General features: G+C 38.7%; 22 protein-coding genes. All 22 read left to right on the forward strand.

What is annotated here, in order from left to right:
* Positions 1-6 precede the first annotated feature (6 nt).
* The 22 genes from flgD (at position 7) to N780_RS00680 (ending at position 17,748) form a co-directional block, all read left to right on the forward strand.
* A complete protein-coding gene (flgD, locus tag N780_RS00575) occupies positions 7-456 on the forward strand; it encodes a flagellar hook assembly protein FlgD (protein ID WP_036778703.1) in 450 nt (149 codons plus the stop codon).
* Positions 457-494: 38 nt separating this feature from the next.
* Complete coding sequence (locus N780_RS00580) at positions 495-872, forward strand: TIGR02530 family flagellar biosynthesis protein (protein ID WP_036778705.1); 378 nt, start codon at positions 495-497, stop codon at positions 870-872.
* Between the two features lie 89 nt (positions 873-961).
* A complete protein-coding gene (gene flgG / locus N780_RS00585) occupies positions 962-1,759 on the forward strand; it encodes a flagellar basal body rod protein FlgG (protein ID WP_036778707.1) in 798 nt (265 codons plus the stop codon).
* Between the two features lie 63 nt (positions 1,760-1,822).
* A complete protein-coding gene (locus N780_RS00590; protein WP_036778709.1) occupies positions 1,823-2,038 on the forward strand; it encodes a flagellar FlbD family protein in 216 nt (71 codons plus the stop codon).
* 1 nt (position 2,039) lies between these two features.
* Entirely contained in the window at positions 2,040-2,456 is a 417-nt protein-coding gene (gene fliL / locus N780_RS00595) for a flagellar basal body-associated protein FliL (protein WP_232299471.1), read from the forward strand.
* A gap of 34 nt (positions 2,457-2,490) precedes the next feature.
* Complete coding sequence (gene fliM / locus N780_RS00600) at positions 2,491-3,492, forward strand: flagellar motor switch protein FliM (RefSeq protein ID WP_036778711.1); 1,002 nt, start codon at positions 2,491-2,493, stop codon at positions 3,490-3,492.
* Positions 3,482-4,702 (forward strand): flagellar motor switch phosphatase FliY, encoded by a 1,221-nt coding sequence (gene fliY / locus N780_RS00605; RefSeq protein ID WP_036778712.1) that lies wholly within the window; start codon positions 3,482-3,484, stop codon positions 4,700-4,702. The genes fliM and fliY overlap by 11 nt, the downstream gene beginning before the upstream one ends.
* Before the next feature lie 20 nt (positions 4,703-4,722).
* Positions 4,723-5,085: a response regulator gene (locus N780_RS00610; protein ID WP_036778714.1), complete on the forward strand. Its 363-nt coding sequence runs from the start codon at positions 4,723-4,725 to the stop codon at positions 5,083-5,085.
* A 12-nt stretch (positions 5,086-5,097) separates the two neighbouring features.
* Positions 5,098-5,775, forward strand: a complete 678-nt coding sequence (locus N780_RS00615; protein WP_036778716.1) for a flagellar biosynthetic protein FliO — start codon at positions 5,098-5,100, stop codon at positions 5,773-5,775.
* On the forward strand, positions 5,768-6,433 hold the full coding sequence (fliP, locus tag N780_RS00620) for a flagellar type III secretion system pore protein FliP (protein WP_036778717.1): 666 nt from the start codon (positions 5,768-5,770) through the stop codon (positions 6,431-6,433). The genes N780_RS00615 and fliP overlap by 8 nt, the downstream gene beginning before the upstream one ends.
* 21 nt (positions 6,434-6,454) lie before the next feature.
* The gene (fliQ, locus tag N780_RS00625) at positions 6,455-6,724 is read left to right on the forward strand and encodes a flagellar biosynthesis protein FliQ (RefSeq protein ID WP_036778720.1); all 270 of its coding nucleotides are present in this window, start codon (positions 6,455-6,457) and stop codon (positions 6,722-6,724) included.
* A gap of 2 nt (positions 6,725-6,726) precedes the next feature.
* The gene (fliR, locus tag N780_RS00630; protein WP_036778722.1) at positions 6,727-7,509 is read left to right on the forward strand and encodes a flagellar biosynthetic protein FliR; all 783 of its coding nucleotides are present in this window, start codon (positions 6,727-6,729) and stop codon (positions 7,507-7,509) included.
* The gene (flhB, locus tag N780_RS00635; protein WP_036778724.1) at positions 7,510-8,592 is read left to right on the forward strand and encodes a flagellar biosynthesis protein FlhB; all 1,083 of its coding nucleotides are present in this window, start codon (positions 7,510-7,512) and stop codon (positions 8,590-8,592) included. It abuts the gene before it with no gap.
* 18 nt (positions 8,593-8,610) lie between these two features.
* The gene (flhA, locus tag N780_RS00640; RefSeq protein WP_036778726.1) at positions 8,611-10,644 is read left to right on the forward strand and encodes a flagellar biosynthesis protein FlhA; all 2,034 of its coding nucleotides are present in this window, start codon (positions 8,611-8,613) and stop codon (positions 10,642-10,644) included.
* A complete protein-coding gene (gene flhF / locus N780_RS00645) occupies positions 10,641-11,768 on the forward strand; it encodes a flagellar biosynthesis GTPase FlhF (RefSeq protein ID WP_036778729.1) in 1,128 nt (375 codons plus the stop codon). The genes flhA and flhF overlap by 4 nt, the downstream gene beginning before the upstream one ends.
* The gene (locus N780_RS00650; RefSeq protein WP_036778731.1) at positions 11,761-12,618 is read left to right on the forward strand and encodes a MinD/ParA family protein; all 858 of its coding nucleotides are present in this window, start codon (positions 11,761-11,763) and stop codon (positions 12,616-12,618) included. The genes flhF and N780_RS00650 overlap by 8 nt, the downstream gene beginning before the upstream one ends.
* A gap of 7 nt (positions 12,619-12,625) precedes the next feature.
* The gene (locus N780_RS00655; protein ID WP_036778734.1) at positions 12,626-13,699 is read left to right on the forward strand and encodes a protein-glutamate methylesterase/protein-glutamine glutaminase; all 1,074 of its coding nucleotides are present in this window, start codon (positions 12,626-12,628) and stop codon (positions 13,697-13,699) included.
* Positions 13,700-13,706: 7 nt separating this feature from the next.
* Positions 13,707-15,800, forward strand: a complete 2,094-nt coding sequence (locus N780_RS00660) for a chemotaxis protein CheA (RefSeq protein WP_036778736.1) — start codon at positions 13,707-13,709, stop codon at positions 15,798-15,800.
* A gap of 19 nt (positions 15,801-15,819) precedes the next feature.
* A complete protein-coding gene (locus N780_RS00665; protein ID WP_036778739.1) occupies positions 15,820-16,287 on the forward strand; it encodes a chemotaxis protein CheW in 468 nt (155 codons plus the stop codon).
* A 6-nt stretch (positions 16,288-16,293) separates the two neighbouring features.
* Positions 16,294-16,935, forward strand: a complete 642-nt coding sequence (locus tag N780_RS00670; protein WP_036778741.1) for a chemotaxis protein CheC — start codon at positions 16,294-16,296, stop codon at positions 16,933-16,935.
* Positions 16,925-17,410 carry a chemotaxis protein CheD gene (locus N780_RS00675; protein ID WP_036778744.1) on the forward strand — a complete coding sequence of 162 codons (486 nt, stop codon included), beginning with the start codon at positions 16,925-16,927 and terminating at the stop codon, positions 17,408-17,410. Before N780_RS00670 ends, N780_RS00675 begins: the two co-directional genes overlap by 11 nt.
* The gene (locus tag N780_RS00680; RefSeq protein WP_036778746.1) at positions 17,410-17,748 is read left to right on the forward strand and encodes a hypothetical protein; all 339 of its coding nucleotides are present in this window, start codon (positions 17,410-17,412) and stop codon (positions 17,746-17,748) included. The genes N780_RS00675 and N780_RS00680 overlap by 1 nt, the downstream gene beginning before the upstream one ends.

A 17,748-nucleotide genomic window follows, 5' to 3' on the forward strand; every position in this document is an offset into this window, starting at 1 on the left:
ATAACGATGACAACTATTGATCCTTCTCTTTATTTAAAGTCACAGCAACAAACTAGGTCAGTAGAAGCTGGTAGTAATAACGTGTTAGGAAAAGATGATTTTTTGAAGATATTGATGACTCAGCTTCAAAACCAAGACCCTACTAGTCCTATGAAAGATAAAGAATTTATCTCTCAAATGACTAGCTTCTCAACTTTGGAGCAAATGACAAATATGTCTACAGCCATCGAGAAGTTAACACAAGCACAGAATTTTGCACCAGTTGTAAAATATAGCTCTATGATAGGGAAGCAGGTTTCCTACGAGACTAAAAATGAAAATGGAACGGTAACAGGCGCGGAAACGAGTGAAGTTATGGCAGTTACAAAAAAACAAAATACAGTAGAGCTAGAACTTCGCAATGGTGAAAAGATATCTACAGAGCAAATCATGAGGGTTTCTGACCAGATGGACTAAATGTAGAAACGAATTTTATCAGGAAAGAAGGAGGTAACATGGATCCAAGAATCCACTCGTTACAATCTCATCCTCCACTAACCATTTCTAGCACCAAAAGAACACCTGCTGAAAATGGAAATGCCTCTTTTAAGAGTGTGTTACAGCAAGAACTATCCGGTATTAAGTTGAGTAAACATGCCCAACTACGATTGAAAGAGAGAAATCTTTACATATCTGAAGCAGAATGGGTGAAGATGGAGGAACGTATGCGGGAAGCTAAACAAAAAGGGGTTACTGATTCACTTATTCTTATGAAAGATAAGGCGCTTGTTGTGAGTACAAAAAACAATACTGTTATTACAGCAATGAATAAACAAGAAGCACAGTCACAAATTTTCACGAATATAAACGGAACAATTGTTATGGAAGACTAGGGCTGGACCTGCGGGAGGCCTGATCACTGCGGACTGAATGATGCAGTGAGGTAATGGTTCTATTAAAAACCGAAAGGGATGAATGTTACATGTTACGTTCAATGTACGCTGGTATTTCAGGGATGAAAGGTATGCAAACGAAGTTAGATACGATTGGGAATAATATCGCAAATGTGAACACCTCAGGTTACAAGAAAGGCCGCGTGACGTTTCAGGATATGATGAGTCAAAGTGTATCTCCAGCAGAAGCACCAGCAGGGGGCTTAGGAGGTAAAAACCCTTCCCAAGTTGGACTTGGATCCCAACTAGGGTCAATCGATAATATCTACACCCAAGGAAATCGCCAAACTACTAACCGACCTCTTGATCTATCGATAGAAGGGGATGGAATGTTTGAAGTTAGAGATGGGAATGAAAGTTACTACACAAGGGCTGGTAACTTCTACTTAGACAATAACGGAGATATTGTCAACAATGAAGGAATGTATTTATCTGATAATCAAGGTGCAACGATTAATATCCCTCCAAATGCTGAGAGTTTCAGTATACAGTCAAATGGAACGGTAAGTTATATTACTCCTGGTAATGCTACCCCCCAAACAGCTGGGCCTGTAGGATTAATGAAATTTTCAAACCCGGGTGGACTAGAGAAAGTTGGAAGCAATGCTTACAGGGCCACTACAAACTCTGGAGCTGCAGCAAACCTCTCTCAACCTGGGGCAAATGGTACTGGTTCTCTAGTATCTGGGTCTCTTGAGATGTCCAATGTTGATCTAGCAGAAGAATTTACGGAAATGATAACAGCTCAACGTGGCTTTCAGGCAAACACACGTATTATTACAACGTCTGATGAGATTCTACAGGAACTAGTGAATCTGAAACGATAAAAAGGTTTAATCCTGACTAAAAAGGGAGGTAGAGGGGCGTTTTATACGTCTCTCTCATACATAATGATTTCATTAACTCGATTAAATGGTGATTCATTTACTTTGAATGCAATTTACATAGAACAAATTCAAGCTTATCCAGATACCACCATTACATTAACTAATGGGCGGAAGCTTCTTGTTCGTGAGAAAGAAGACGAAGTGACTACGTTAACCAAACAGTTCTACAGACAGATTGGACTAGCTACTATTAGCGTAAATCAAAAGGAGGGATCATAACTTGAACCCGAAAATTCTAAAAGCAATGGTAATCAGTCTTGTAGTAATCACTGTAGGAGGAGTGGTTGCGCTTATATTAGTCTTGAATTCTAGTACTCAAGCAAGTGATGAACCAACGATTGACGAATTAAGAGAATATTCGATTGAAACAGATGAACTTACGACTGATTTACAAAACGATCGTTTTGTTCGTATTCAATTTAGGATTGTAACAGATAGTAAAGACGCTAAAGAAGAGTTAGAAAAACGGGACTTCCAATTAAAGAATATCTTAATTAAGCAATTATCTCCTATGAATGAAGAAGAATTTAAATCAGGGGTCGAAAGTTTAGAAGGAACACTTAAGACCCGCTTGAACGAACTTATGACAGAAGGTGTTGTGACGGAAGTCTACACCATTAAGAAAGTATTGCAATAATAAATATGAAGAGCACCTGATTGGAGGTGACGTTTTGGCAGAGGAAGTTCTCTCTCAAAATGAGATTGATGCATTGTTATCCGCAATCTCGACAGGGGAAATGGATGCAGATGATTTAAAAAAGGAAGAGAAAGAAAGAAAAGTGCGCGTGTATGATTTCAAAAGAGCCTTAAGGTTCTCGAAAGATCAGATCAGAAGCTTAGGTAGAATACATGAGAATTTCGCGCGACTATTAACGACATATTTTTCAGCTCAGTTAAGAACGTACATTCACATTTCTGTTGCTTCGGTTGATCAAATTCCTTATGAAGAGTTTATAAGATCCATTCCCAAAATGACGATATTGAATGTGTTTTCAGTAGAACCTTTAGATGGGAGGATCTTACTTGAGGCGAATCCCAACATTGCGTACGCCATGCTTGACCGCGTTTTAGGTGGTAAGGGCGTCAGTGTAAACAAAGTTGAAAGTTTAACTGAAATCGAAACCAATATCATGTCCCAACTTTTTGAGAAGGCAATTGATAATCTACAAGAGGCCTGGAGTTCTGTGGTGGACATTAACCCAGAATTGGAAGAATTTGAAGTGAATCCGCAATTCCTTCAAATGGTTTCTCCAAATGAAACAGTGGTTGTTATATCCTTGAACACAGAAATCGGTGAATCTTCGGGAATGATTAATATATGCATTCCGCATGTAGTATTAGAACCCATAATACCGAAGTTATCTGTACACTATTGGATGCAAACGCAGGCACCTCAAGAGACGAGTACTGAGGAGTATCAGTCACTTTCCAAAACGATTGAAAAAGCTGAGGTAGATGTCAAAGCCTTACTAGGTGAGTCTAAAATAACAGTAGACGAGCTTTATCATCTAGCAAAAGACGATGTGATTCAGTTAGATCAACTGATTGATGATCCATTAAGAATACAAGTAGACGAAGAAACTAAGTTCTTAGCACAGCCTGGACAAATTAAAAAGAAAGTAGCTGTGCAAATATTAGACGAATACCAAGGGGGGGACGATGATGATGAGTGACGATATGCTGTCCCAAGATGAAATAGATGCTCTATTAAATGGGACTGCAGATACAAGTAATATGAATAAACAACAACCCTCAACCGAGGAATATTTAAGTTCATTAGAGCAAGATGCGCTGGGTGAGATTGGAAATATATCATTTGGTAGCTCTGCCACTGCTTTATCAAGCCTATTAATGCAAAAGGTGGACATCACAACACCAACAATCTCCATCATGAAGCGATCCAATTTGGCGGATGAATTTCCTGAACCGAATGTCGCGATTCAGGTCGAATATACAGAAGGTTTTTCAGGCATGAACTTACTGGTGATTCAGCAAAGTGATGCAGCGATTATCGCAGACTTAATGCTCGGTGGGGATGGGACTTCACCTTCTGAAGAAATGAATGAAATTCATCTTAGTGCCGTACAAGAAGCCATGAATCAAATGATGGGTTCGGCTGCGACAAGTATGTCTACGGTATTTAATAAAAAGGTTGATATTTCACCGCCAAGTATTGACTTGCTTCATGTGAGAGAAGGAGAAGGTACAGAACAAATACCTGATGAAGATTTAGTTAATGTTAGTTTTCAAATTAAAGTTGGAGACTTAATAGATTCTAGAATTATGCAAGTGTTGCCTATTGACTTTGCCAGGGAGTTGGTAGATCAATTGTTAAACCCTCCTTCTGAAGAGGGCGATATCTTAGACCAAAAAGAAACACAACAAGAACCAAAACCCGCTAATGAAATAGATAAAGGGAGTTCATCTGATTCAGCTACATATCAGCAGACTTACGAAGATGCTTCACACCATCAACCTTCTGCTCACTATATGTCTCAGTCGCAAGAGACTCCTTCTCAAAGAGAAACACAGTATATGGGAGGGATGAGCCAAGAAGATTCAAGTCAGGTTCAACAAGCAGTGTTTAGTCAATTTGAACCAACAGCTCTCCATCAACAAGAAAAGCGTAATCTTGATATGCTTATGGATATACCTCTAAAAGTCACAGTAGAATTAGGACGTACGAAGCGGACGATAAAAGACATTCTTGAACTCTCATCTGGTTCAATAGTAGAGCTTGATAAACTAGCAGGTGAACCAGTTGATATACTTGTTAATGATAAACCAATTGCTCAAGGTGAAGTGGTTGTGATTGATGAAAACTTTGGTGTTCGGGTAACTGAAATACTAAGTCAACAAGAGCGATTGAGAAAATTACAATAGTAATTATTAGGAGGATCTAAATGGCCAGTAAAATTTTAATTGTAGACGACGCAGCATTTATGAGAATGATGATTAAAGACATTTTAACGAAGAATGGATTTGAGGTAGTAGGAGAAGCTCAAGACGGAAGTGAAGCAGTGGATAAATATAAAGAACTGCAACCTGATCTTATCACGATGGATATCACAATGCCTGAAATGGATGGAATCTCTGCCCTTAAAGAAATAAAGGGGATGAATGCTGATGCTAAGATCATTATGTGCTCTGCAATGGGGCAGCAAGCGATGGTTATTGATGCCATTCAAGCCGGAGCAAAAGACTTCATTGTAAAGCCATTCCAAGCAGACCGAGTACTTGAAGCAATTAATAAAGCATTAGCTTAAATAGGAGGAAGTATGACTAAGCAGTTATTTATTTGGGTGAGTACCCTCGTCATCATTACGGTATTGTGGCCAACATCAATGAATTTATCTGCACAACCAAGTGTAGAAACATGCATAGAAAATCCAGCCCTTGAAGGATGTGGGGATTACGATTCATCTAAAGAAAAAGGAGAAGAGGAAGAACAAAAGACCTCTTCTTCGCCTGCTTCCTCTGAGAGTTCAATTATTTTAGATTTAGTAAAGATTGTACTGGCTCTTGCTTTCATTGTTTTTTTAATCTATATGTTATTGAAATTTATGAATAAACGAAATAAAAGCATACACCCTTCTAAAGCTATGGAAAATATGGGAGGGGTGCCTTTAGGTCAGCAAAAATCATTACAAATTGTCCGCATTGGCCAACATTTCTATGCAATTGGTGTAGGAGAGAACGTGGAGCTAGTAACAGAAATTACGGATGAGAGCACGATAAAAGAATTAACGAAGAATAATGAAGCGGAATCTGAAAGCTTTTCACCAGCACTGTTAAAGCAGCTGTTGCCACAGAAGAAAAAAGAGGCTAGTTATAATAAAAGCTATCAAAATCAATCGTTTCAAAAACTTTTTCAATCAGAACTTTCTTCTTTAAAGGAACGGAGACAGCAACTTATAGAAGCGGAAAAGAAAAAGAAAGAGGATTCAAATGAATGAATTTATAAATCTATTTGCAGACTCAGATCCAGCAAATGTAGCCACATCTGTAAAGCTTCTATTGGTACTAACGGTTCTCTCTATAGCTCCGGGGATTTTGGTTCTTATGACAAGTTTTACAAGAATTATTATTGTTCTATCGTTTGTTCGTACATCACTGGCAACACAACAAATGCCTCCAAACCAAGTCTTAGTAGGATTAGCCTTGTTTTTGTCTTTCTTTGTGATGGCCCCTACACTACAAGAAGTGAATGAAGAAGCTCTCACTCCTTTGTTTAATGAAGATATTACTTTAGAAGAAGCTTATCAGAATGCTAGTGAGCCAATGAAAGAGTTTATGGCCAAACACACAAGGGAGAAAGACCTTGCACTGTTTATGAACTATGCTCAAATGGAAAAACCAGAAAGCGTACAGGATATTCCCTTAACTACTATGGTTCCGGCTTTTGCTATTAGTGAGTTGAAAACGGCTTTTCAAATGGGGTTTATGATATTTGTTCCCTTCCTTGTGATTGATATGGCTGTTGCAAGTATCCTTATGTCAATGGGGATGATGATGTTACCTCCTGTAATGATTTCACTTCCGTTTAAGATTTTGCTTTTTGTTCTTGTGGATGGGTGGTATCTCATTATGCAGTCACTTCTAGAAGGATTTTAAGATAGGAAGGGTGATCAATAGATGAATAGTCAGTTTGTTATATCACTAGCTGAAAAAGGTGTAGTAACCGTTCTCACCATTACAGGACCATTACTCATATTGGCATTATCCGTAGGCTTACTTGTTTCTATATTCCAGGCCACCACACAAATTCAAGAACAAACACTTGCCTTTATTCCGAAGATCGTTGCTGTTATGGGCGGACTTGTTTTTTTTGGTCCATGGATGTTAACTAGAATGGTAGAATTTACAGCTACTATTTTTGAGAACTTGAACCAGTTTGTAGGGTAAGAATGGTTAGTTTAATTGACCTAGCGAAAGTGCCTGGACTTTTATTAATATTCATGCGAGTCACAGCATTTTTTGTTACCCTTCCATTGTTTTCGTATCGGAATATGCCTACTCAGCATAAAATAGGATTTAGTGTGTTTATCGCTTTATTAATGTATTTCACAATTGATGTACCAATTATTCTATTAGATGAAACATTTATTCTCCTAATTTTAAAAGAAGCGATGGTTGGATTATTAGTGGGGTTTATTGCTTATTTAATATTATCTGCCATTCAAATTGCGGGAGGATTTATTGACTTTCAGATGGGGTTTGCAATTGCAAATGTAATCGATCCCCAAACCGGCGTTCAAAGTCCTCTAATTGGACAATATCTATATACATTCACATTGTTGTTTTTACTAGCTGTAAATGGTCATCACCTATTAATCGATGGAGTTTTTTATAGCTATGAAGTGATTCCCATGGAACAAGTCTTTATACCTTTTGGTGAAGGTTCTATTGCTGAATTTGTTCTTTTTACTTTTAATAAAATGTTTATAGTAGCTTTCCAGATGGCGATGCCTGTTGTCGGATGCCTATTTTTGGTTGACGTCGCTTTAGGGATAATTGCGCGTACAGTTCCCCAATTAAACGTTTTCGTAGTGGGTTTACCTTTAAAAATATTTGTAAGTTTTGTAGTCATTATTATTTCATTTGGTATGTTTTCAATCTTAGTAGAGAATTTATTTGATTTAATGCTTGTCTCAATGAGGGATTTAATGGCGCTGATGGGAGGGTCTTAAATGGAGAAGTTACAATTAGATCTGCAATATTTTTCTGGTGAGAAAACCGAGAAAGCAACACCGAAAAAACGTGAAGACTCTCGTAAAAAAGGTCAAGTAGCCAAAAGCCAAGATGTGAACACTGCTTTGCTTCTTTTCGCGGTGTTTTTAATGATGTTCGTCGTTGGCGGTTTTTTAAGAGACAGGTTCACAAGTCTATACAGACATACCTTTCAAGAGTACATAACTTGGGAAGTAACAGAGCAAACAGTCCATCAGATGTTACTCCAGGTAACGATGGAAATGGCTCTTACCACAGCGCCTTTAATGGGAGCGGCTATTGTCGCGGGATTGGCTGCAAATTTTTTGCAAATTGGCTTTCTTTTCACAGGAGAACCATTAAAAATGGACTTGAAAAAGTTAAACCCTATTCAAGGGGCGAAAAAAATCTTTGCCGCTCGTGCATTGGTAGAATTACTTAAGTCTTTGCTCAAGATAGGTTTTATTGGGACTGTAACATTTACAGTGCTGTGGATGAGACGGGGCGATCTTTTAGAAATGTCTCAAAAAAGTGTAGAAAGCGCCGTCAGCTTTTTCGGTCAAACAACGGTTATTATGGGACTTGCTGCTTCTCTTTTGCTCTTATTATTATCTAGCATTGATTATATTTATCAGCGATATGATTATGAAAAGAATATACGGATGTCAAAGCAAGACTTGAAAGATGAGCATAAAAACATTGAAGGGGATCCTCAGATTAAATCAAAGATAAAAGAACGTCAGCGTCAGATGTCACAGCAGCGAATGATGAGTGAAGTGCCAGAAGCGGATGTTGTCATAACAAACCCTACACACTTTGCCATAGCGATTAAGTATGATGAGGAGAAAGCTCAAGCCCCTTATGTTGTTGCTAAGGGTGTCGATTATGTCGCTTTAAAAATAAAAGAGATTGCGCACACAAATGACGTTACTACTGTTGAAAATCGACCGTTAGCAAGAGCATTGTATGAACAGTCAGAAATCGACCAACCCATAGGTGAAGAATTTTACCAAGCGGTTGCTGAAATATTAGCTTACGTATATAAACTTCAGAAGAAAGCGTAATCGTAGGGAGAGAAATGCATGGCCATTAGAGATTTATCGGTATTGGTTGGCGTTATACTTATCATCGTCATGTTAGTCATTCCAATGCCGCCTGTACTCTTGAGTATCTTTATACTCATTAATATTACATTAGCTCTTATTGTCATTTTAGTGGCAATGAACACGACTGAAGCATTACAGTTTTCCATTTTTCCATCCCTCTTATTATTGCTCACTTTGTTTAGGTTGGGGTTAAACGTATCTACAACGCGATCAATCTTAGCGAATGCAGAGGCTGGAGGCGTTGTTGCAACGTTTGGTACATTTGTTACGGGAAACAGCGCACTAGTTGGTTTTGTAATCTTTTCCATCCTCGTCATCATTCAATTTCTGGTCATAACTAAAGGTGCTGAACGTGTGTCAGAAGTTGCTGCACGATTCACACTAGATGCGATGCCAGGTAAGCAGATGAGTATTGATGCGGATTTAAATGCGGGATTAATTTCTGAGCAACAAGCAAAAAATCGGCGAGAAAAAATTGAGAACGAAGCCGACTTTTATGGTGCGATGGATGGTGCAAGTAAGTTTGTAAAAGGTGATGCCATCGCTGGAATTATTATAGTATTAATTAATATCATTTTCGGACTTATTATCGGAATGACCCAAAAAGGGTATGGCTTCTCTGAAGCTATTGATACATATATGAGATTAACTGTGGGAGATGGGCTTGTGAGTCAAATACCTGCTTTGCTTATTTCTACTGCAACAGGGATTGTTGTCACACGTGTTGCTTCAGAAGGAAATCTAGGTACAGATGTTTCCACACAGCTGTTAAGATATCCGAAACTTTTATACATAGCGGCTGCTACAATTTTTATGCTCGGGCTCACACCGATACCGATTTTGATTACAACATTTATATCGGGGGTGTTGGCTTTTGGAGGTTGGTGGCTGTCAAAAGAGGCAGCACAAGACCAAGAACCAGATTTAGAAGAAGAGACAGAGCAAGAGAGTTCAGACATGAAGTCACCTGAGAATGTCGTTAGCTTGATTTCAACTGATCCTATTGAATTTGAATTTGGTTATGCTCTGATTCCCTTGGCAGATACAAATCAAGGAGGGGACTTACTAGATAGAATCGTAATGATCAGGCGGCAGTTAGCAATTGAACTGGGCTTAGTTATCCCTGTTGTTAGAATTAGAGACAACATTCAGCTAAATCCTAATGAATATCGGTTAAAAATAAAAGGGAATGAAGTGGCAAAGGGAGAGCTTCTTCTTGATCATTACTTAGCTATGAGTCCAGGTGTTGAAGACGATAGTGTAGAGGGGATTGATACGCAAGAACCAGCTTTTGGTTTACCAGCTAAATGGATTGCTGAGGAAACGAAAGAAGATGCTGAAATGTTTGGCTACACAGTGGTAGACCCACCATCTGTTGTGTCTACACATATAACAGAAGTCATTAAGCAGTATGCTCATCAGTTGTTAGGGAGGCAGGAGACCAAACAACTTATTGATCATTTGAAAGACTCATACCCTATCTTAGTTGAGGAAGTAACACCAGAACCATTATCTGTAGGGGAAGTGCAAAAAGTATTAGGAAAGTTATTAAGAGAGAATGTATCGATTAAAAATCTTCCTGTCATTTTTGAAACCTTGGCGGACTTTGGGAAGATGACAAATGATACTGAACTTCTAGCTGAATATGCCAGACAGTCGTTATCAACTCAAATCACTCAACAATATTCTGTTGGCCAGAATGGGCTTAAGGTCATTACTGTTTCAGGAAAAGTGGAAAAAACCATAGCTGAACACGTTCAACAAACAGAACATGGAAGTTATTTGGCATTAGATCCTGAAACGCAACAGCAAATTGTTCAATCTGTTGCTAGCCAGGTCGAGCAGCTTTCCTTGCAGGAAGAAACTCCGATCGTATTATGTTCTCCTGCTACTAGAATGTATGTTAAACAACTGTTAGAAAGATTTCTACCACAGGTGGCGGTTCTTTCTTACAACGAATTAGAGCCTACTATAGAAGTGCAAAGTGTAGGGGAGGTGAATGTAGCGTGAAGGTGAAAAAATATCGTGCACCAACTATGCCTGAAGTAATGAAGCAGGTTCGGAGTGAATTAGGCGCAGAAGCTGTAATCCTAAATTCCAAAGAAATCCATAAAGGAGGGTTTCTTGGAATGTTTAAGAAGAAGTCTATAGAAGTTGTAGCAGCTATAGACCCAGAACCAAAGCGGGATTCAGAGCAAACCTATACCATGCAAACGATTCAAAGATCAGGCAGTATATCAAAAGAGAAACCTACCGATCAGGGTCAAAATGTGTACGATGAATTACAAGAACTTAAGAAATTAATGAAGACGCAATCAACAAGCAGCCCTCTGGTGTATCCAGGTGTCTTACAAAAACTATATAACCACCTTATTAATCAAGAAGTATCTGAAAGACTGGCGAAAAGACTTATAGACCCATTAGTCGAACATTATTACGTTGCAAAGGGGAACGTTGACGTTGCAACTGCAAAAGAATGGCTAAAAGAGCGCCTTTCTTCCGAATTAGAAGGAATACCATTTGGAGGTATAGACTTTAGTAAAAAGTACATTCATCTCGTTGGACCTACAGGAGTAGGGAAAACAACATCTCTTGCTAAAATTGCTGCAGAAAGTGTGTTAAGCCATCAAAAACGAGTGGCTTTCATCACTACTGACACGTTTCGCATAGCAGCGATTGATCAATTAAAAACGTATGCAAAGATATTAGATGTTCCAATAGAAGTTGCTTATAACCTTGATGATTACAAGAAAGCCAAAGAAAAATTTTCTGACTACGATCTTGTGTTGGTTGACACAGCAGGCCGAAATTTTAAAGATGAGAAATATGTTCAGGAATTAAAGGAAACAGTTGACTTTGAAGAAGAGTTAGAGACTTATCTAGTTTTATCTATTACTAGTAAAGCGACAGACATTGAGGAGATCTATAAACAGTTTAATAGTGTTCCCCTTAAACGATTGATCTTTACTAAAGTCGATGAGACGTCTCATTATGGTGTCATGTTCAATATGATGATGAAATTTAATATTGGCGTTGCTTATCTAACGGATGGTCAAAACGTTCCGGATGATATTAGAGAAGCCTCCTCTAAATCAATTGTCTCGAAATTAGTGGGAGGGCTTCATTATGAGTGACCAAGCCTCTAACTTGAGAGAGAAATTAAAATATATTAAAACATCCAAGGAAGCTAAAACGATTGCTGTTACAAGTGGTAAAGGGGGCGTAGGAAAATCGAATTTTGCTCTTAACTTTGGACTGACTTTAGCAGATAAGGGGAAGCGGGTTTTGCTGTTTGATCTTGATATTGGAATGGGGAACATCGATATTCTTTTAGGACTTACTCCTAAAAGATCGATTGTAGACATGTTTGAAAACAATTTATCCATTTTTGACATCATTGAAAATGGCCCTAAATCTCTTTCCTACATTGCAGGAGGCTCAGGGCTTTCTACGATATTTACCTTTAATGACGGACGTATAGATTACTTTTTTGATCAATTAGAGAAACTTATGCAAAGTTATGATTATATTCTTTTTGATATGGGAGCAGGAATTACTCATGAAGGGGTCCATTTTATTCTTGCAAGTAACGAGTGTATTGTTGTAACGACTCCTGAACCTACATCATTAACAGATGCCTATGCCATGATGAAGCATATCCACCAAAGAACGAGTGAGTTACCAATTCGTGTAGTTGTTAACCGTTCCTTTTCGAACAAGTCTGGTGATGAAACACTTAAACGTTTACAAACTGTAGCAGAACAATTCTTGAACCGAACCGTTTATGCTCTTGGAATCCTTCCAGATGATCGAACGGTCGTAAAAGCTGTAACAGCTCAAGTCCCCTATACGATCTACAATGATAAAGCTCCCGTAAGTAAAGCGATAAATGAAATCACTCTTAACTATCTGGGGGATCGATTAACAGTTAACCCTAAACGTTCGTTTTTATCCCGATTAAAGCACTCTTTATTAGAAAGGTAGATCCTATATGAACACCATTCGAGTATTGGTCGTTGATGACTCTGCCTTCATGAGAAAAATGATACAGGAAATTTTAGAAGCAGATCATCGAATAACTGTAGTTGGAACAGCAAGAAATGGAGAAGAAGGCCTTAAAAAGGTGAAAGAATTATCTCCTGACATCATAACGCTCGATGTAGAAATGCCTAAAATGGATGGACTGACTTGTTTAAAAGAAATTATGAGATCGTACCCACTTCCTGTTGTGATGTTATCGAGTATGACGACACGTGGTGGAGAAAATACATTAAAAGCCATGGAATACGGGGCGGTAGATTTCATAGAGAAGCCTTCTGGGTCTATATCTTTAAACATCAATTCCATTGCAGAAAAGATTGTAGGAAAAGTAATTGCTGCATCAAAGGCTAATCTTAATGAAGTTAATAAATCAGTGGTTTCCCCTGTAGTTGCTTCATCTGCGACGATTGATGCAAAACGGTTTGTTTATTCAAAGGGCAAGCAGGATTTGATTGCAATTGGTACTTCTACTGGTGGTCCGAGAGCTCTTCAGCAAGTGTTGACTGCTTTACCCAAAGACTATCCAGCTCCAATTGTTATTGTTCAACATATGCCTCCTGGCTTTACTAAGTCTCTTGCTCAAAGACTTGACAGGTTGTGCGAGATTTCCGTCAAAGAAGCGGAAGATCAGGAAATCTTGCATGGAGGAGTAGCATACATAGCACCAGGAAATTATCACATGAAGATTCAATACCAAAGGAATTTAATCATTCACCTAGATCAGACAGATGCAACAAAAGGACATAGACCGTCAGTAGACGTATTGTTTAGTTCGATCGCTCGTATAAATTCCATTAACATGACCGCCGTAATAATGACAGGTATGGGGTCAGACGGAGCATTAGGGTTAGAGCAATTAAAGAAATCAAACAATTCTGTAGCAGTTATCGCAGAATCAGAGAAATCATCTATTGTTTTTGGAATGCCTAAAGCAGCGATTCTAACCCACTTAGTAGATGAAGTTGTACATGTAAACGAGATCAGTCTAGCCCTTATGAAAAGGGTAGGCGGACACAAGAGGTGAAGGTTGTATGGAAATGAGCCAATATTTAGAAGTTTTTATTGAAGAAAGTAAGGAACACTTACAAACTGTAAATGATTCATTATTAAAGCTAGAGAAGAACCCAGAAGATCTAACTATAGTAAGCGAAATTTTTAGAGCTGCACATACTCTAAAAGGAATGTCAGCAACAATGAATTATCAGGATTTGGCCAACTTAACTCATAAGATGGAAAATGTTCTTGATCTCATTCGTAATAGCAAAATTCAAGTAGACAGCGACCTATTGGATATTATATTTGATGCAGTGGACGATCTTGAAGCAATGGTCGGAGACATTGCAACCGGAGGCCAAGGGGAAAGGGATGTTCAACAAGTTGTTGGTAAGCTTGAACGTATTGAGGAAGGTGAACTTCCTGCTAAGGTGCAAGACGAACAAGTTGAAATGGAATCAAAAGAAGCATCGACTAGTGAGATTTCATATGAACTGAACTTAGATGAGTTTCAACGTACGGTTTTAATGGAATCTGCTGAACAAGGATTTACCAACTATGAAATCACGGTTTCACTTACCAAAGATTGCATGTTAAAAGGTGCGCGAGTGTACATGGTGTTTGAAGTGTTAGAGCAAATTGGGGAAGTAGCTCAATCAGCACCAACAGTTGATCAGTTGGAGGAAGAAAATTTCGATCTTCAATTTAAAGTTTTACTCCTCTCAACACATGACGAAGAAGATATTCAAGCTCGCATACTAAAAGTTTCTGAGATTGATTCGGTTCATATAAAGAAAGTAACAGTTGAAGACTATGTTTCTACTACAGAGACAAGTAGTCTAGCAACATCTCCACATAAGGATGATTCTAAGGATGAGTCCAATCAACACTCTAGTGACAAAGAACAGACCGCCGTCGCTGTGAAAGAAAAGACAGAAACACCAGAGGAGTCAAAAACTCAAGAATCTCAGCAAAAGGTGGCTCAAAGTAAAACAATTCGAGTGAATATCGATCGTTTAGATGTATTAATGAACTTATTCGAAGAGTTAGTCATTGACAGAGGGCGTTTGGAACAAATTTCAACAGATTTAAATCATTCAGAACTCCAGGAGACGGTAGAACGTATGTCTCGCATATCAGGAGATCTGCAGAGCATTATTTTAAATATGCGCATGGTGCCTGTTGAGCAAGTATTTAACCGTTTTCCTAGAATGGTCCGTCAATTAGCGAGGGATCTGAATAAGAAGGTGAATCTAGTTGTTGAAGGGGCTGAGACCGAACTCGACCGCACGGTAATTGACGAAATTGGGGATCCCCTTGTTCATCTGATTAGAAATTCATTAGATCATGGGATTGAAACACCTGAGAGTCGTTTAGCAAAGGGGAAACCAGAAGAAGGAAACCTAAAGCTACAAGCCTACCATAGTGGTAATCATGTTTTTATAGAAATCTCTGACGATGGTGGTGGGATTAACCGAGACAAGGTGCTCCAAAAAGCAATAAATAATGGACTTGTTACGAATGAGCAAGCTTCTGGTTTGTCCAACCAACAGGTATTTGATTATATCATGTCTAGTGGGTTTTCTACTGCAGACCAAATCTCGGATGTATCTGGCCGTGGTGTAGGATTGGATGTAGTAAAGAATACGATTGAATCGCTAGGAGGTTCGATCACAATAGATTCTGTTCCGGATAAGGGGTCAACCTTCTCCATCCAATTGCCTCTAACGTTATCAATTATTTCAGTTATGCTTGTTGAGGTTCAACAAGAGAAATATGCTGTACCACTTTCGTCTATTATTGAAACAGCAATCGTTAAGAAAGAAGACATCATGCATGCTCACAATAAACAAGTCATCGATTTTAGAGGCAGCGTGGTCCCGTTAGTATCACTTGAGGATGTATTTGAAGTACCACAAGAATTTGACAAAGGTGACTATTATTCTATTGTGATTATACGTAAAGGAGATAAAATGGCCGGTCTTGTTGTGGATTCATTCATTGGTCAACAAGAAGTTGTTCTTAAATCTCTCGGCAACTATCTTCAGAACGTCTTTGCTATTTCGGGGGCTACTATATTAGGAGATGGACAGGTGGCTCTAATTATCGACAGTAATGCACTAATTAAATAAAAAAGGGGGAAGTGGAGGTATGGAAGATCATACTCAGGATTTAAAAGTAATTGTGTTTCAATTGAATAATGAAGAATATGGGGTACCCGTAAGTCGAGTAGGATCTATAGAGAGGGTGCAACCGATAACTCGAGTTCCTCGTACTGCTTCTTTTGTTAAAGGGGTTATGAATTTAAGAGGAGTTGTAACACCCATTATAGATCTTAGAGAACGATTTAATATTGGGGAATCCACTTATGATGATCGTACACGCATTATCATTGTCCACCTTGAGGACATGGAAGTGGGCCTTGTGGTTGATGCTGCAAATGACGTAATAGATATTCCTGGTGGAACTATTGAGCCTCCTCCTGAAGTTGTTGGCACACTAGATGCTGATTACATAAGTGGGGTGGCGAAATTGGAGCGCCGACTGCTCATTCTACTTGATTTAGAGGAAGTTTTATCAGATCAAGAATTGAAGCAATTACAATCTGTAGAAGGTTAATGTTGAATGAAACTAGACAATCGTTTTACTTCTTATCATTTAGATATTTTAAAAGAGATTGGAAACATAGGCGCAGGAAATGCAGCCACAGCATTATCGAAACTTTTACAACGAAAGATTGATATGAAGGTACCTTCTGTCCGTGTCGTGGATTTTGATGAAGTCATGGATATTGTAGGAGGGGCTGAACGGATGATCGTTTCTGTATTCCTTCGTGTTGAAGGTGATGCCCCGGGCAACATGTTTTTTATTATGTCACCAACACAAGCTAGTCGTTTTGTAAGATACATGACAGGTGATGAAACTTTTGATTTCACTAGACCTCCCTATTCAGAACTGGCTTTATCCTCCATACAAGAATTAGGGAATATTTTGTCAGGATCCTATTTATCTTCCATGTCGGATTTTACAAGTTTATCTCTTTATCCATCCGTGCCCTCTATTGCAATTGATATGGTAGGGGCCATTCTTAGTTATGGACTTCTAGAACTTTCACAAGTCAATGATTATGCCATTGTTATTGATACGACGTTTGTAGATGAAGTAGATCAGGGGGAGGAAATGAAAGGTCATTTCTTTCTTCTTCCGGACCCCCCTTCCTTTGATACGATATTTACTTCACTCGGAGTCCCAACAGATGAAACGTGATCATGTAGTGAAAGTCGGAATAGCAGATTTAAATATTGTTCAAGATCCAGGGATAATCCGTACATCTGGGCTAGGTTCGTGTGTTGGTGTTGTAATTTATGATCTGCGGGCAAAGTTAGGGGGAATGGCGCATGTAATGCTACCTGATTCTCGTCTAGCTAAAGGAGATCAAATTAAGCTAGCTAAGTATGCAGACACTGCTATCCCTATTATGATGGATCTGTTAAGGGAAGAAGGCGGGAAATCTTTTAAAGCAAAGCTTGCGGGTGGGGCTCAAATGTTTCAGTTCTCAAGTAATGATATGATGCGTATCGGCCCTAGAAATTTGGAAGCAGTTAAGAAACAGTTGAAAGATTATGGCATTCCTGTTGTAGCAGAAGATTGTGGAGGGAGCAATGGACGTACCATTGAATTTAATCCTTCAAATGGTACCTTACAAATAAGAACTGTAAATAAAGGTGTGAGAGAAATTTAATGGTAGGTTCAGTCTTATGGAATGTACTTTTTGCAAGTGTCGGAGCTTTACTAACCTTAGGTTTATCTTTTCCTCAAAACACAGTACCAACTACCTCTATAAAAGTAGGGGTTGTATTTACTTTCTTCTATTTATTTATGTATCTCTTCCGAAAAGCAATAGGAGTTTCTAGTGTCTCAGTCGAGAGGCAGGATGGAGAAGCTTGGGAAGAAGACAATTCAGAAGTAGAATTCCAAAAAACAAATAAGCAAGACCAAGGGAGGGGGAGTCACTTATCAGAAGACGAAGCCAAGCAAACCTCAGACATGGTTAGAGCTTTATTAAATGAAGACCAATAG

Source organism: Pontibacillus chungwhensis BH030062, from assembly GCF_000770675.1.
GTDB classification, from domain to species: domain Bacteria; phylum Bacillota; class Bacilli; order Bacillales; family BH030062; genus Pontibacillus; species Pontibacillus chungwhensis.

Bases quoted from the DNA above. Each gene is read 5' to 3' on its own strand.
- flgD (WP_036778703.1), top strand. From the start codon at position 7: ATGACAACTATTGATCCTTCTCTTTATTTAAAGTCACAGCAACAAACT.
- flgG (WP_036778707.1), top strand. From the start codon at position 962: ATGTTACGTTCAATGTACGCTGGTATTTCAGGGATGAAAGGTATGCAA.
- N780_RS00665 (WP_036778739.1), top strand. From the start codon at position 15,820: ATGGAAGATCATACTCAGGATTTAAAAGTAATTGTGTTTCAATTGAAT.
- N780_RS00650 (WP_036778731.1), top strand. From the start codon at position 11,761: ATGAGTGACCAAGCCTCTAACTTGAGAGAGAAATTAAAATATATTAAA.
- flhA (WP_036778726.1), top strand. From the start codon at position 8,611: ATGGCCATTAGAGATTTATCGGTATTGGTTGGCGTTATACTTATCATC.
- flhB (WP_036778724.1), top strand. From the start codon at position 7,510: ATGGAGAAGTTACAATTAGATCTGCAATATTTTTCTGGTGAGAAAACC.
- N780_RS00680 (WP_036778746.1), top strand. From the start codon at position 17,410: ATGGTAGGTTCAGTCTTATGGAATGTACTTTTTGCAAGTGTCGGAGCT.
- N780_RS00610 (WP_036778714.1), top strand. From the start codon at position 4,723: ATGGCCAGTAAAATTTTAATTGTAGACGACGCAGCATTTATGAGAATG.
- fliQ (WP_036778720.1), top strand. From the start codon at position 6,455: ATGAATAGTCAGTTTGTTATATCACTAGCTGAAAAAGGTGTAGTAACC.
- fliP (WP_036778717.1), top strand. From the start codon at position 5,768: ATGAATGAATTTATAAATCTATTTGCAGACTCAGATCCAGCAAATGTA.
- N780_RS00580 (WP_036778705.1), top strand. From the start codon at position 495: ATGGATCCAAGAATCCACTCGTTACAATCTCATCCTCCACTAACCATT.
- N780_RS00615 (WP_036778716.1), top strand. From the start codon at position 5,098: ATGACTAAGCAGTTATTTATTTGGGTGAGTACCCTCGTCATCATTACG.
- N780_RS00670 (WP_036778741.1), top strand. From the start codon at position 16,294: ATGAAACTAGACAATCGTTTTACTTCTTATCATTTAGATATTTTAAAA.
- N780_RS00655 (WP_036778734.1), top strand. From the start codon at position 12,626: ATGAACACCATTCGAGTATTGGTCGTTGATGACTCTGCCTTCATGAGA.
- fliY (WP_036778712.1), top strand. From the start codon at position 3,482: ATGATGAGTGACGATATGCTGTCCCAAGATGAAATAGATGCTCTATTA.
- N780_RS00675 (WP_036778744.1), top strand. From the start codon at position 16,925: ATGAAACGTGATCATGTAGTGAAAGTCGGAATAGCAGATTTAAATATT.
- fliR (WP_036778722.1), top strand. From the start codon at position 6,727: ATGGTTAGTTTAATTGACCTAGCGAAAGTGCCTGGACTTTTATTAATA.
- N780_RS00590 (WP_036778709.1), top strand. From the start codon at position 1,823: ATGATTTCATTAACTCGATTAAATGGTGATTCATTTACTTTGAATGCA.
- N780_RS00660 (WP_036778736.1), top strand. From the start codon at position 13,707: ATGGAAATGAGCCAATATTTAGAAGTTTTTATTGAAGAAAGTAAGGAA.